Genomic DNA, 12,244 nt, shown 5'->3' on the forward strand with positions numbered 1-12,244 from the left:
GCGGGTCAGACGGTGCCGTAGAGGCGGTCGCCGGCGTCGCCGAGCCCGGGGATGATGTACCCGTTCTCGTTGAGGCCCTCATCGAGCGCACCGAGCACGAGGGTCACGTCGCGGTCGTCGCCGAGCGCCTCGATCGCCTTGATGCCCTCGGGCGTGCCGAGCAGGCAGACCGCGGTCACGTCGGTCGCGCCGCGCTCGAAGAGGTACTCGATCGCCGCGGCGAGCGAGCCGCCGGTCGCGAGCATCGGGTCGAGCACGAAGCACTGCCGGCCGCTGAGGTCGTCGGGCAGGCGCTCGGCGTACGTGGCGGGGAGCAGGGTCTCCTCATTGCGGACGATGCCGAGGAACCCGACCTCCGCGGTTGGGACGAGCTTGGTCATCCCCTCGAGCATGCCCAGACCCGCGCGCAGGATGGGGACGACGAGCGGCTTCGGGTCGGCGATGCGCACACCCTGCGTCTGGACGACGGGGGTATCGATCGTCACCGGCTCGACGCGGACGTCGCGCGTGGCCTCGTAGGCGAGAAGCGTCATGAGCTCCTCGGTGAGCTGGCGGAAGACCGGCGACGGCGTGGCCTTGTCGCGGAGCACCGTGAGCTTGTGCGTGATGAGCGGATGGTCGGCGACGTGCAGGCGCATACCGAAAGGCTACCGGGACGGAGTGCGGGGAAGCAGTGAGCGCGTCGCGATCTAGGCTCGGAGCGTGAACGTCTCCGCCGCCGACCGTGCCGCGATGGACCGCGCGCTCGCGCTGGCCGACGAGGCCGCAGCTCACGGCGACATCCCCGTCGGCGCCGTGGTGCTGGGGGCGGATGGCCGTGTCCTGGGGGAGGGGCGGAACCTCCGGGAGGAGACGCACGACCCGGCCGCCCACGCCGAGATCGTCGCGATGCGCGCGGCGGCGACGGCGATCGGCTCGTGGAACCTCGAGGGCTGCACGCTGGTGGTGACCCTCGAGCCCTGCATCATGTGCGCGGGCGCGGTGCTGCAGTCCCGCCTCGCGCGCCTCGTCTTCGGTGCGTGGGATGAGAAGGCGGGTGCGGCCGGCTCCATGTACGACGTCGTGCGCGACCGCCGGCTGCCCTACCGGGCGGAGGTGGTCGGCGGCGTGCGCGAGGACGAGGCCGTGCAGCGCCTGCGCGCGTTCTTCACCGCGCGCCGCTGACGCAGCCTCTCGGTGCAGGCACCGACTCAGAGATTCGGATTGCTCGCGCGGCCGTCGAGCCAGAGCATGTCCGACGGGTCGGCGTGGCTGCCGGTGCTGCCGACATGCGTGTCGCCGATCCGCGGCCCCTTGGTGATGACGTGCACGAGCGCCATGCCGTGCCCGCGAGCGAGGCCGTAGTCCTCCTTCAGCCATTCCAGGATGGGGCCCGCCTTCGTGCCGGGGCCGAATCCGCGCTCGGCGGCGAGGTCGATGAACTGTCGGGGCGTGAGCCCGGTCTTCGTCTCGATGTTGTCGAGGTAGCTCTGGAAGGACATCGTCGTTCCTCTCGAATGGCGGTTCAGCGGAGGCGGGGAAGCACGTCCTCGCCGAGGTAGGCGACGTGGTCGAGGTCGTTCATGTCCAGGAGCTGGAAGTAGAGGCGCGTCGCGCCGAGCTCCTTGAGCTGCGACGCCTTCTCGACGATTTCGTCGGCCGACCCGGCGAAGTTGTGCCCGGCGCGGAAGGCCGCGAGATCCGTGCCCGTGCGGGCCGCGCGACGCTCGAGGTCCGCGGCAGAGCCGCCGGCGAGGGTCGTGAGCGCGACGCTGAGCTTCAGGCTCCCCGGGGCGCGGCCCACCTGCTCGCACGCGGCACGCACGCGCGAGAAGCGATCGGCGATGACGTCCTCCGGCTGGAACGCGATGTTGAACTCGGTCGCGTGCCGTGCGGCGAGCTCGGGCGTGCGGGTGAGGCCGGCGCCGCCGACGATGACGGGCACGCGTTCCTGCGCGGGCTTCGGCAGCGCGGGGGAGTCGACGAGGCGGTAGTGCTCGCCCTCGAACGTGTAGCGCTCGCCGACCGGCGTGGCCCACAGCCCGTTCACGATCTCGAGCTGCTCGGCCAGCAGGCCGAAGCGCTTCTTCGGAAACGGGATGCCGTACGCGAGATGCTCCGCCTCGAACCAGCCGGTTCCCAGCCCCAGCTCGGCACGGCCATCCGACATCTGGTCGACCTGAGCGACCTGGATGGCGAGGATCCCGGGCCAGCGGTAGGTGACCGACGAGACGAGGGTCCCCAGGCGCAGCCGCGTCGTCTCGCGGGCGAGGCCGGCGAGGGTGGTCCAGGCGTCGGTGGGCCCGGGCATCCCGTCGTCGCCCATCGTCAGGTAGTGGTCGGATCGGAAGAAGCCGTCGAAGCCCGCCCGCTCGGCCGCCTGCGCGAACGCGAGCTGGGTGTCGTAGCTGGCCCCCATCTGGGGCTCGGTGAAGACGCAGAACTCCATGGGCTCAGTCTGCCAGCGGGCGTCGCGGGTCAGTTCGACGACTTGAAGATGAAGGTCTCCGTCGGCGGGCCCTGCTCGTGCGGCGGACGGTAGACGTCGGGCTCGAGGTAGATGACCTTCGCCGCGGGCACGGCCTCGCGGATGCGGGCCTCGACCGCGTCGATGTCGTGCGCGGCCTCCGCGACCGTCACGTCCTTGGGCAGCCCGATCTTGCCCGCCACGAGCAGCTCCTCGGGGCCGAGGTAGAGCGTCTTCACGTGGATGAGCTTCTCGACCTCGGGGCCCGACTCGATCGCGCGGACGATGCGGTCGAAGTCCGCCTCGGTCGCGCCCTCGCCGACCAGCAGGCTCTTCGTCTCGATGCCCAGCATGATCGCGACGAGGATGAGCAGCACGCCGATGCACAGCGTGCCGATCGCGTCGAAGACGGCGTCGCCCGTGATGACCGTGAGCCCGACGCCGAGCAGGGCGAAGACGAGGCCGAGGAGCGCGGCGGTGTCCTCGAGGAGCACCACGGGCAGCTCGGGCGCCTTCGCGCGCCGCACGAACGACACCCACGACTGACCGCGGTCGCGCACCGCGTTGCTCTCCTTCATCGCGGTGCGCAGCGAGAAGCCCTCCAGGCAGATCGCCACGAGCAGGATCACGATCGGCAGCCATGCCTGCTCGAGCTCGTGCGGGTGGGTGAGCTTCTCGATGCCCTCGTAGATCGAGAAGACGCCGCCGACCGAGAAGAGGATGATCGCCACGACGAACGCGTACACGTAGCGCTCCCGGCCGTGGCCGAAGGGGTGCTCGCGGTCGGCCGCGCGCTTCGCGCGTCGCCCGCCCAGGAGGAGCAGCAGCTGGTTGCCCGAGTCGGCGACCGAGTGGATGCCCTCCGCGAGCATCGACGCGGAACCCGAGATGAGCCATCCGATGAACTTCGCGATCGCGATGCCGAGGTTCGCCGCGAATGCCGCGAGGATCGCCTTGCCGCCGCCGTGTGCGCTCATGCAGGGATTGTATGCGGGGCGGGGCCGCCGCATGGCGCGACGAGGCGGATGGCCGCGCGCCCGATCCGTAGGATGAGGGCATGTCTCGACCCCTGCCATCCGTCGCGTTCCTCGGTGCCGGTTCGATGGGCGGTGCGATCCTGCGCGGCCTCGTCGCCGACGGCCCCGCGGTCGAGGGCGGCGTCTTCGCCACGAACCGCACCGCCGAGAAGGCCGCCGCACTCGCCGGCCTGCCGGGTGTCACGAGCATCGCGCTCGCCGACGAGCCGGACGGGAACGCGCGTGCGGCCTCGGAGGCGCGCATCGTGCTCGTCGGCGTGAAGCCCGCCATGGTGCCCGCGCTCCTGGAGGAGATCGCTCCCGTGCTGCGCGACGACGCGATCGTGGTCAGCCTCGCCGCGGGCGTGACGCTCGACACGTTCCAGCGCATCCTCGGCGACGGCGTGTCGGTGCTGCGCTCGATGCCCAACACCCCGTCGCTCGTCGGCAAGGGCGTCACCGGGCTCGCGCGCGGCGCGGCGGCCACCAACGACGACGCCGCGCTCGTGCGCGAGCTGTTCGCCGCGGTCGGCACGGTCATCGAGGTTCCCGAGGAGCGGATCGACGCGCTGTCGGCCATCTCCGGCTCGGGCCCCGCGTACGTCTTCCTCCTCATCGAGGAGCTGACCCGCGCGGCCGTCGCGCTCGGATTCGACGAGAGCGATGCGGGTCGGATGGTCGAGGGCACGTTCATCGGCGCCGCGGCGCTTCTCGACGCGTCGGACGAGGAGCCGTCGGAGCTGCGACGTCAGGTGACGAGCCCGAAGGGGACCACCGAGCGCGCCGTCGCCGTGCTGCAGGAGGCCGAGCTCGCCGCTGTCTTCCAGCGCGCGGCGGATGCCGCGATCGCCCGCGCGAAGGAGCTCGCCGCGGGCGCGTAGGCGCTCGGCGGCCGGCCCGCGAGCGCTCAGCGGTCGAGGCCCGCGAACCTCTCGATGTCCTGGTTCGTGCCCGACACGATGATGAGGTCGTGGTTCGTCACGACCGTGTTCGCCTCGGCGTAGCGGAACGGCTTTCCGGGGCTCTTCACGCCCACGACCGTGACGCCGTACTTCGAGCGGACGCCCGACTCGTTGAGCCCGCGGCCGCGGATGAACCGCGGCGGGTACATCTTCGCGAGCACGAAGTCGTCGTCGAAGCGGATGAAGTCGAGCATGCGGCCGCTGACGAGGTGCGCGACGCGCTCGCCGGCCTCGCGCTCGGGGTAGATGACGTGGTTCGCGCCGACGCGGGCGAGGATCTTGCCGTGCGACTGCGAGACGGCCTTCGCCCAGATCTGCGGCACCTTCAGGTCGACGAGGTTCGCCGTGATGAGCACCGACGCCTCGATGGAGGAGCCGACCGCCACGACGGCGACCTGGAAGTCGGCCGCGCCGATCTGCTGCAGTGCCTCGAGGCTGCGCGCGTCGGTCTGCACGGTGTGCGTTACGCGCTCCGACCACTTCTGCACGAGCTCGAGGTTGTCGTCGATCGCGAGCACGTCGCGGTCGAGCCTGTCCAGCTCGCCGGCGCACGCGGCGCCGAACCGGCCGAGACCGATGACGAGGACGGGAGCGTCACTGCGGATCTGCTCAACCAACGATGGGCCTTTCGACGGGCAGCGCGTAGTGCTGCGACCGGGAGGTCGCCGCCACGGCCGCGGCGAGGGTCACTGTACCAACGCGGCCCATGAAGATCGTGACGGCGAGGACGTAGATGGCGGGATCCGGGAGTGTCGCGGTGAGGCCCGTCGAGAGCCCCACGGTGGCGAACGCGGAGATGACGTCGAAGAGCACCGACGACAGCGGCGCCTTGGTGATCTGCGCGATGATGATCGTCGACAGGGCCACGATCGTGGCGCCCCAGGCGAGGACGGCGACGGCCACGCGCTGCACGTCGCTCGGGATGCGCCGCCCGAACACCTCGACCGAGCGTCGGCCCTTCGCCTCCGACCAGACGGCGAGCGCCAGCACGGCCAGCGTCGTCACCTTGATGCCGCCCGCCGTCGACGCCGAGCCGCCGCCGACGAACATGAGCATCGACGCCGCGAGCATCGACGACTCGTACAGGTGACCGGGGTCGATAACTGAGAACCCGCCCGAGCGCGTCATCGCGGAGAGGAAGAACGCCTGGAAAGTGGTGTCCCAGGCATCGCTCTCACCCCACGTGGCCGGGTTCCCGTACTCGAGGATGAGAAAGACGACGCCGCCGGCGACGAAGAGGATGACCGTGGTGATGAGCGTGAGCTTGGTGTGGAGCGGCCACCGCTTGGGCGCGCGCAGCTGCCGGGACAGCGCGTAGATCACCGGGAACCCGATGCTGCCGAGAAAGACCGACATCATGATCACGCTCAGGAAGAAGTAGTTCGTGTGGAACGACTCGAGCCCGCCCACCGTCGGGGTGAACCCGGTGTTGGTGAACGACATCGCGGCGTAGTAGGGCGCGATCCACAGCGCGTCGAGCCAGCTGTATCCCGCCGAGAGGATCGGGACGTACAGCAGCACCGCGACGACGGCCTCGATGAGGAGGGTGGAGAGCGCGATGACCCGCAGCAGTTGGCCGACCTCCCCGAGCCGCACCGTCTGGCTCTCGTTGACCGGGCCGCCGTGCGAGCGCAGCGGGTTCGTGTCGCCGGCCGCCATGAGCTTGGCGCGCAGCCCGAGCCGCCGCGAGATCACGAGGCCCAGGAGGGAGGCGAGCGTCAGGGCGCCGAGTGCGCCGATGTTCACACCCACGAAGATGACGGCGTGGCCGAAAGCCGACCAGTGCGTCGCCATGTCGACCGTGGAGAGTCCGGTCACGCAGATCGTCGAGACCGCCGTGAAGAGCGCGTCTGCCAGGGGCGTGTGGGAGCGACCCTCGGTAGCGATCGGCAGCGACAGCAGAGCCGTGAAGATCAGGATGAGCGAGACGAAGACGAGGATCGCGAATCGGGCCGGCGACGAGGTGGTGAAGTCTCGGAAATAGCCGCCGACCGCGCGGGAGGTTCGTTCGAGGGATCCGGCGAACGCCGCTGACCGGCTCGTCGCCATCCTCATCCCCCTCCGTGCCGAAGTCGCCCATCATGGTACTCCGCGGCGCGCGCGGCTAACCTATCGGCATGGCGGACATCTTCGACGTGATCGCGGACGGCACGAGGCGGGAGATCCTGCAGCTGCTGCTCCGCCGGTCGTCGGATGGTCATGAGGGCACGAGCGTGTCGGAGATCGTCGCCGAGATCGGCGTGAGCCAGCCCACCATCTCCAAGCACCTCAAGGTGCTGCGGGAGGCCGGGCTCGTCTCCGTGCGCGAAGTCGGGCAGCACCGCTTCTACAGCCTGTCGCCGGCGCCCCTCGAGGTGGTGGACGACTGGCTGGTGCCGTTCTTCGTGGACGAGGCAGAGCTCGCCGAGGAGGTCGCCGCGCAGCTTCCGGGCACGCTTCCCGAGCCCGCCGCCCGCATGGCGGAGTCGGTCGGGCGGGCGGCGGCGTCGGCCAAGAACGTCGTCCAGTCCGCGCTGCGACGCCTGGGGGCCTGAGGTCCGCTCGGTATAGACTCCTCTCCGTTTGCCCGTAGAGTTGTCAGGATCGAACAGAGAGGGTCGTGGGACGTATGGCTGAACTGCCGGATGTGCGGTTTCTCACGGTCGCCGAGGTCGCAGAGATCATGCGCGTCTCGAAGATGACCGTCTATCGGCTCGTCCACTCCGGCGAGCTCCCCGCCGTCCGGTTCGGTCGCAGCTACCGTGTCCCCGAGTCCGCCGTGACCGCCATGCTCGAGATGCCCTCGGAGCGCCGGATCGCCGACGTCGGCTGACCGCCGAAGCGGCTCGGTTCCGCCCTTCCTCCCGTGATGGGCTAGAATGCTCTGAGGCACTTTTCACGGTGCCCGATCCCGGATGTCCGCGACATCGGTCGCGCCGGATATCCAACCCCTGACATAGCGAGGTTTCCGTGGGTTCTGTCATCAAGAAGCGCCGCAAGCGCATGGCGAAGAAGAAGCACCGCAAGCTGCTTCGCAAGACTCGCCACCAGCGCCGCAACAAGAAGTAAGCGGCTTCCCGCGAACGCCGGCTCCGTGATCCACGGGCCGGCGTTTCTGGTTCTCGGGCGATACTGGAGTGATGAACGAGATCACCGTCCAGGACCTGCACGCGCGCGAGGGCGTGCCCCTCATCGACGTCCGCGAGGAGCACGAATTCGCCGCCGGTCACGTGCCGGGAGCCGTCAACCTGCCGATGTCCGAGCTCGGTGCGCGCCTCGGCGACCTCCCCGCCGAGCCCTTCGACGTCATCTGCGAGGTCGGCGGCCGGTCGGGCCGTGTGGTCGAGGTGCTCACCGAGCGCGGGTACGAGGCGACCAACGTCGCCGGCGGCACCAGCGCGCGGCGCGCGGCCGGCTACGACGTCGAGGCCTGAGCGCCGCATGACGCAGGTCACCCTCATCGGCAAGCCCGACTGCCACCTCTGCGACGTCGCGCGCGAGGTCGTCGATCAGGTGGTCGCCGAGCTCCCCGACGAGACCGCCGACCGCATCGAGGTGGTCGAGCGCTCCATCGCGGACGACGCCGAGCTGCACGCGCAGTGGTGGGAGAAGATCCCCGTCGTCCTCATCGACGGACGCCTGCACGGGCACTGGCGCGTGTCGCCGGACCGCCTGCGCGAGGCGCTCGTCTCCGCCACCTGACCCGAGAGGCATCGCCATGGCCATCCGCCACATCGTCCTGTTCCAGCTCACCGCGACGGATGCGGAGACCCGCGACGCGCACGCGGCGGAGATGAAGGAGCGCCTCGAGGGACTGGTCGGCGTCGTGCCCGACCTGCTCGAGATGACCGTCGGGCGGAACGTCGCGTTCGAGGGGCAGAACTTCGACGTCGCCCTCGACGCGCTCTTCCCCGATCTCGCCGCGCTCGAGGCGTACGGGTCGCACCCCGCTCATGTCGAGGTTGCGGAGTACATCGGCACGATCCGCGGCGACCGCGCTGCGATCGACTTCGAAGTCTGACGCTGCGCGGGCCCCGCGCTCGCACGCCCGCCTACCCGCGCCCAGACGATGTCGTCTCACCGCGGCGACACAGAATCTCGCGAACGCGGGCTGAGACAGCCAGATCGGCACTACAGAGGCGGGATGGTCCGGGTTCGGTGGTGTGGATCTCGCGGAATGCGGGCTGAGACGGCGAGTTCGGCACCACTGAGGTGGGATGGTCCGGGTTCGGTGGTGTGGATCTCGCGGAATGCGGGCTGAGACGGCGAGTTCGGCACCACTGAAGCGGGATGGTCCGGGTTCGGTGGTGTGGATCTCGCGGAATGCGGGCTGAGTCGGCGAGTTCGGCACCACTGAGGCGGGATGGTCCGGGTTCGGTGGTGTGGATCTCGCGGAATTGGTGCTGAGTCGGCGAGTTCGGCACCACTGAAACGAGAGACGCCCCGGGTCGACCTCGCGGCCGCCCCGGGGCGTCTCGGGCTCAGGCCTCGTCGTCCTCGGGCTCGTAGTCCACGCCGGCCTCGGCGCGCTGCTCGGGCGTGATCGGCGCGGGCGCCGCGGTCAGCGGGTCGTAGCCGTTTCCGGTCTTCGGGAAGGCGATGACCTCGCGGATCGACGGCATTCCGGCCAGCAGCGACACGACACGGTCCCACCCGAAGGCGATGCCGGCGTGCGGCGGGGCGCCGAACGCGAAGGCGTCGAGCAGGAAGCCGAACTTCTCCTGCGCCTCCTCGGGCCCGATGCCCATGACGTCGAACACGCGCTCCTGCACGTCGCGACGGTGGATCCGGACGGAGCCGCCGCCGATCTCGTTGCCGTTGCAGACGATGTCGTATGCGTAGGCGAGCGCCTCGCCCGGCGCCTCCTCGAAGCGGTCGACCCACTCCGGCTTCGGCGACGTGAAGGCGTGGTGCACGGCGGTCCAGGCCGAGTGGCCGAGGTCGACGTCGTCGTCCTCGCCGGTCGGCTTGAACAGCGGGGCGTCGACGACCCACACGAAGGCCCAGGCGTTCTCGTCGATCTGCCCGGTGCGCTTGGCGATCTCCACGCGCGCGGCGCCGAGGAGGGCCTGCGCCTGCGTGGTCGCACCCGCGGCGAAGAACACCGCGTCGCCGGGCTGCGCGCCGGTCGCCGCGGCGAGGCCCTCGCGCTCGGCGTCGGAGAGGTTCTTCGCGACGGGGCCGCCGAGCGTCCCGTCCTCGCCGAAGGTGACGTACGCGAGGCCCTTGGCGCCGCGGGACTTCGCCCAGTCCTGCCACGCGTCGAACTGACGGCGGGGGAGCGAGGCGCCGCCCGGGTGCACGACCGAGCCGACGTACTCCTGCTGGAAGACGCGGAACGTCGTCTCGGCGAAGTACTCGCGCAGCTCGACGATCGGGTTGCCGAAGCGCAGGTCGGGCTTGTCGGAGCCGTACAGGCGCATGGCATCGGCGAAGGTGATGCGCTCGATCGGCGTGGGGATCTCCACGTCGATGAGGCGCCACAGCGCCTGGACGATCTGCTCGCCGAGCGCGATCACGTCCTCCTGGTCGACGAAGCTCATCTCGATGTCGAGCTGCGTGAACTCGGGCTGGCGGTCGGCGCGGAAGTCCTCATCGCGGTAGCTGCGCGCGATCTGGTAGTACCGCTCCATGCCGGCGACCATGAGCAGCTGCTTGAAGAGCTGCGGCGACTGCGGCAGGGCGTACCAGCTGCCCGGGTTGAGGCGCGCGGGCACGAGGAAGTCGCGGGCGCCCTCCGGCGTCGAGCGCGTGAGGGTCGGCGTCTCGATCTCGACGAACTCGTGCTCCTCGAGCACGCGGCGCGCGGCAGCGGAGGCCTTCGAGCGCAGACGCAGCGCGGCGGCGGGCGCCGGGCGACGCAGGTCGAGGTAGCGGTGCTTGAGACGCACCTCCTCGCCGATCGTCTCGGTGCCGTCGAGCGCGGTCGAGACCTGGAACGGCAGCGGCGCCGACTCGTTCAGCACCTCGACCTCGGCCGCGATGACCTCGATCTCGCCCGTGGGGAGGTTCGGGTTCGCGTTGCCCTCGGGGCGCTGCGAGATCTCGCCGGTCACCTTGAGGACGAACTCGCTGCGCAGCGGGTGCGCGATGTCCTCGTCGCGGATGACGATCTGGGCGATGCCGGACGCGTCGCGCAGATCGATGAAGGCGACTCCTCCGTGATCGCGCCGGCGGTCGACCCAGCCCGTGAGGGTGACGGTCTGACCGATGTGCTCGGCTCGCAGCGAGCCTGCCGTGTGGGTGCGCAGCACGAAGAATCCTCCTGGTAGGAAAGGGAACCCGTCCATTCTAGGTGCGACGCCCTCCGCGCTTCCCGGATGGCCCGGCGCGCACTCCGCGAATGGCCCCGCGCGCTCCCCTGTGGATGGCCCCGCTCCCGCGCCGCGCCATCCCCACAGGGAACCCGGATGCGACGCCGATATTCTCAAGCCGACCACCCGCCGGAACGACGGAAAGGCCCATGCCGATGACGACGACCGAGGCCGCCGCCGGCGGAGGATCCTGGCTCTCCACACTCGTAGACCATGTCGTGGGTCTCATGGACATCATCGGGCCGTACGGCGCCGGTGTGGCCATCGCGGCGGAGAACCTCTTCCCGCCCCTGCCGAGCGAGGCCATCCTGCCGCTCGCCGGCCTCGCCGCGCAGCGCGGCTCGTTCGCGCTGTGGGAGGCGATTCTCTGGACGACCGTGGGCTCGGTCGTCGGCGCCCTGGTTCTCTACGGCATCGGCGCCTGGTTCGGCGTGGATCGCCTGCGGTGGGTCGCCAAGCGCCTGCCGCTCATCTCGGCCGACGACGTCGACCGCACCGTCGCCTGGTTCGACCGGCACGGCGGCAAGGCGGTGTTCTTCGGCCGGTTCGTGCCGATCTTCCGCAGTCTCATCTCCATCCCCGCCGGGGTGGTGCGGATGCCCGTGTGGCGGTTCGCGCTCTACACGGCAGCCGGCAGCGTGATCTGGAACACGATCTTCATCCTGCTGGGCTGGTACCTCGGGAACGGCTGGCACATCGTCGAGCAGTACATGGACGTCGTGCAGAACGTCGTCATCGTCGCCGTCGTGGTCGCCGTGGTCTGGTTCGTCGTCGTCCGCGTGCGGGCGCAGCGCCGACAGCGCCGCGCGGCCGCCACCGACTGAGCGCTTCGTAGACTGACGTCGTGCCCGCCGAACGCCTCCACCTCATCCGCCACGGCGAGGTCTTCAACCCCCGCCGCGTGCTCTATGAGCGCATCCCCGGCTTCCGTCTCAGCGAAGACGGCAAGCGGATGGCCCGGGCCGCCGCCGAGTACGTCCGCGGTCTCGATCGTCCCCTGGCCGAGCTCGTCTGCTCGCCGCTCGATCGCACGCGCGAGTCCGCGGAGCCGTTCACCGACCTGTTCGACATGGAGCCGCGCGCGGATGAGCGCGTGATCGAGCCGTGGAACGCGTTCGCCGGCAAGCGCATGAGCCGCGCGGTGTTCATCCCGCAGAACTGGTGGCATCTGCGGAACCCGTCGCAGCCGAGCTGGGGCGAGCCGTACCGCGATGTCGCCGAGCGCATGCACGCCGCGCTCGACGCCGCGTGGGATGCGGCCGACGGCGGCGACGTCGCCATCGTCACGCATCAGGCGCCGATCTGGATCACGCACCTCTCGGTCGCGGGGCTTCCGCTCCGTCACGACCCCCGCACGCGCCGCTGCGCGCTCTCGAGCGTGACGTCGTTCGAGCGCAAGGGCGACGTCTGGCGCGAGGTCGGGTATGCGGAGCCCGCCGCGACCGACGACGCGGTCGACGTAGGAGCGGTCTGAGACGCGGCCCGCACAGCGCGCTCGTACAGCGTCGCCCCAGGTGACGCATAGGC

The 12,244-nt window shown here is 70.3% G+C and carries 17 protein-coding genes; 10 read left to right on the forward strand and 7 right to left on the reverse strand.

Annotation, left to right across the window (positions count from 1 at the left end):
• Window positions 1-5: 5 nt before the first annotated feature.
• Complete coding sequence (upp, locus tag D7D94_RS12640) at window positions 6-638, reverse strand: uracil phosphoribosyltransferase (protein ID WP_156242957.1); 633 nt, start codon at window positions 636-638, stop codon at window positions 6-8.
• Between the two features lie 94 nt (window positions 639-732).
• Here upp and D7D94_RS12645 point away from each other — a divergent pair, with 94 nt between their 5' ends.
• Entirely contained in the window at window positions 733-1,164 is a 432-nt protein-coding gene (locus D7D94_RS12645; RefSeq protein WP_156243456.1) for a nucleoside deaminase, read from the forward strand.
• Between the two features lie 26 nt (window positions 1,165-1,190).
• Here the strand turns inward: D7D94_RS12645 and D7D94_RS12650 are convergent, their stop codons facing one another.
• From D7D94_RS12650 to D7D94_RS12660, 3 genes are read right to left on the reverse strand one after another with little or no spacing between them, the layout of a single operon-like run.
• Entirely contained in the window at window positions 1,191-1,481 is a 291-nt protein-coding gene (locus D7D94_RS12650; RefSeq protein ID WP_156242958.1) for a DUF4287 domain-containing protein, read from the reverse strand.
• Window positions 1,482-1,504: 23 nt separating this feature from the next.
• Window positions 1,505-2,428, reverse strand: coding sequence for an LLM class F420-dependent oxidoreductase (locus D7D94_RS12655; RefSeq protein WP_156242959.1), 924 nt, complete (start codon window positions 2,426-2,428; stop codon window positions 1,505-1,507).
• 29 nt (window positions 2,429-2,457) lie between these two features.
• Window positions 2,458-3,423: a cation diffusion facilitator family transporter gene (locus D7D94_RS12660; RefSeq protein ID WP_156242960.1), complete on the reverse strand. Its 966-nt coding sequence runs from the start codon at window positions 3,421-3,423 to the stop codon at window positions 2,458-2,460.
• 80 nt (window positions 3,424-3,503) lie between these two features.
• Between D7D94_RS12660 and proC the strand changes: the two genes are divergently transcribed.
• Window positions 3,504-4,343 carry a pyrroline-5-carboxylate reductase gene (gene proC, locus D7D94_RS12665; RefSeq protein WP_156242961.1) on the forward strand — a complete coding sequence of 280 codons (840 nt, stop codon included), beginning with the start codon at window positions 3,504-3,506 and terminating at the stop codon, window positions 4,341-4,343.
• A gap of 26 nt (window positions 4,344-4,369) precedes the next feature.
• Here the strand turns inward: proC and D7D94_RS12670 are convergent, their stop codons facing one another.
• Together D7D94_RS12670 and D7D94_RS12675 are read right to left on the reverse strand one after the other, a co-directional pair.
• Entirely contained in the window at window positions 4,370-5,041 is a 672-nt protein-coding gene (locus D7D94_RS12670) for a potassium channel family protein (RefSeq protein WP_156242962.1), read from the reverse strand.
• The gene (locus tag D7D94_RS12675) at window positions 5,034-6,473 is read right to left on the reverse strand and encodes a TrkH family potassium uptake protein (protein WP_156242963.1); all 1,440 of its coding nucleotides are present in this window, start codon (window positions 6,471-6,473) and stop codon (window positions 5,034-5,036) included. The genes D7D94_RS12670 and D7D94_RS12675 overlap by 8 nt, the downstream gene beginning before the upstream one ends.
• 68 nt (window positions 6,474-6,541) lie before the next feature.
• Between D7D94_RS12675 and D7D94_RS12680 the strand changes: the two genes are divergently transcribed.
• From D7D94_RS12680 to D7D94_RS12705, 6 genes are all read left to right on the forward strand, one after another.
• The gene (locus tag D7D94_RS12680) at window positions 6,542-6,958 is read left to right on the forward strand and encodes an ArsR/SmtB family transcription factor (protein ID WP_156242964.1); all 417 of its coding nucleotides are present in this window, start codon (window positions 6,542-6,544) and stop codon (window positions 6,956-6,958) included.
• A gap of 74 nt (window positions 6,959-7,032) precedes the next feature.
• Window positions 7,033-7,236, forward strand: a complete 204-nt coding sequence (locus D7D94_RS12685) for a helix-turn-helix domain-containing protein (protein ID WP_156242965.1) — start codon at window positions 7,033-7,035, stop codon at window positions 7,234-7,236.
• A gap of 137 nt (window positions 7,237-7,373) precedes the next feature.
• Window positions 7,374-7,472: a 30S ribosomal protein bS22 gene (locus D7D94_RS12690; protein ID WP_003792170.1), complete on the forward strand. Its 99-nt coding sequence runs from the start codon at window positions 7,374-7,376 to the stop codon at window positions 7,470-7,472.
• A 71-nt stretch (window positions 7,473-7,543) separates the two neighbouring features.
• Entirely contained in the window at window positions 7,544-7,837 is a 294-nt protein-coding gene (locus D7D94_RS12695) for a rhodanese-like domain-containing protein (RefSeq protein WP_156242966.1), read from the forward strand.
• A gap of 7 nt (window positions 7,838-7,844) precedes the next feature.
• Window positions 7,845-8,105 carry a glutaredoxin family protein gene (locus D7D94_RS12700; RefSeq protein ID WP_156242967.1) on the forward strand — a complete coding sequence of 87 codons (261 nt, stop codon included), beginning with the start codon at window positions 7,845-7,847 and terminating at the stop codon, window positions 8,103-8,105.
• Between the two features lie 16 nt (window positions 8,106-8,121).
• A complete protein-coding gene (locus D7D94_RS12705) occupies window positions 8,122-8,424 on the forward strand; it encodes a Dabb family protein (RefSeq protein ID WP_156242968.1) in 303 nt (100 codons plus the stop codon).
• Between the two features lie 460 nt (window positions 8,425-8,884).
• Here the strand turns inward: D7D94_RS12705 and aspS are convergent, their stop codons facing one another.
• Window positions 8,885-10,657: an aspartate--tRNA ligase gene (gene aspS / locus D7D94_RS12710; RefSeq protein WP_156242969.1), complete on the reverse strand. Its 1,773-nt coding sequence runs from the start codon at window positions 10,655-10,657 to the stop codon at window positions 8,885-8,887.
• Window positions 10,658-10,872: 215 nt separating this feature from the next.
• On the opposite strand from aspS, the gene D7D94_RS12715 reads away from it, so the two are divergent.
• Both D7D94_RS12715 and D7D94_RS12720 read left to right on the forward strand, forming a co-directional pair.
• On the forward strand, window positions 10,873-11,541 hold the full coding sequence (locus D7D94_RS12715; RefSeq protein ID WP_156242970.1) for a DedA family protein: 669 nt from the start codon (window positions 10,873-10,875) through the stop codon (window positions 11,539-11,541).
• 20 nt (window positions 11,542-11,561) lie between these two features.
• Window positions 11,562-12,191, forward strand: a complete 630-nt coding sequence (locus D7D94_RS12720) for a histidine phosphatase family protein (protein WP_156242971.1) — start codon at window positions 11,562-11,564, stop codon at window positions 12,189-12,191.
• The last annotated feature ends 53 nt before the right edge of the window (window positions 12,192-12,244 follow it).

This window comes from Microbacterium oryzae (genome assembly GCF_009735645.1).
GTDB lineage: Bacteria > Actinomycetota > Actinomycetes > Actinomycetales > Microbacteriaceae > Microbacterium > Microbacterium oryzae.

Bases quoted from the DNA above. Each gene is read 5' to 3' on its own strand.
- upp (WP_156242957.1), bottom strand. From the start codon at position 638: ATGCGCCTGCACGTCGCCGACCATCCGCTCATCACGCACAAGCTCACG.
- D7D94_RS12645 (WP_156243456.1), top strand. From the start codon at position 733: ATGGACCGCGCGCTCGCGCTGGCCGACGAGGCCGCAGCTCACGGCGAC.
- D7D94_RS12650 (WP_156242958.1), bottom strand. From the start codon at position 1,481: ATGTCCTTCCAGAGCTACCTCGACAACATCGAGACGAAGACCGGGCTC.
- D7D94_RS12655 (WP_156242959.1), bottom strand. From the start codon at position 2,428: ATGGAGTTCTGCGTCTTCACCGAGCCCCAGATGGGGGCCAGCTACGAC.
- D7D94_RS12660 (WP_156242960.1), bottom strand. From the start codon at position 3,423: ATGAGCGCACACGGCGGCGGCAAGGCGATCCTCGCGGCATTCGCGGCG.
- proC (WP_156242961.1), top strand. From the start codon at position 3,504: ATGTCTCGACCCCTGCCATCCGTCGCGTTCCTCGGTGCCGGTTCGATG.
- D7D94_RS12675 (WP_156242963.1), bottom strand. From the start codon at position 6,473: ATGGCGACGAGCCGGTCAGCGGCGTTCGCCGGATCCCTCGAACGAACC.
- D7D94_RS12680 (WP_156242964.1), top strand. From the start codon at position 6,542: ATGGCGGACATCTTCGACGTGATCGCGGACGGCACGAGGCGGGAGATC.
- D7D94_RS12685 (WP_156242965.1), top strand. From the start codon at position 7,033: ATGGCTGAACTGCCGGATGTGCGGTTTCTCACGGTCGCCGAGGTCGCA.
- D7D94_RS12695 (WP_156242966.1), top strand. From the start codon at position 7,544: ATGAACGAGATCACCGTCCAGGACCTGCACGCGCGCGAGGGCGTGCCC.
- D7D94_RS12700 (WP_156242967.1), top strand. From the start codon at position 7,845: ATGACGCAGGTCACCCTCATCGGCAAGCCCGACTGCCACCTCTGCGAC.
- D7D94_RS12705 (WP_156242968.1), top strand. From the start codon at position 8,122: ATGGCCATCCGCCACATCGTCCTGTTCCAGCTCACCGCGACGGATGCG.
- D7D94_RS12715 (WP_156242970.1), top strand. From the start codon at position 10,873: ATGACGACGACCGAGGCCGCCGCCGGCGGAGGATCCTGGCTCTCCACA.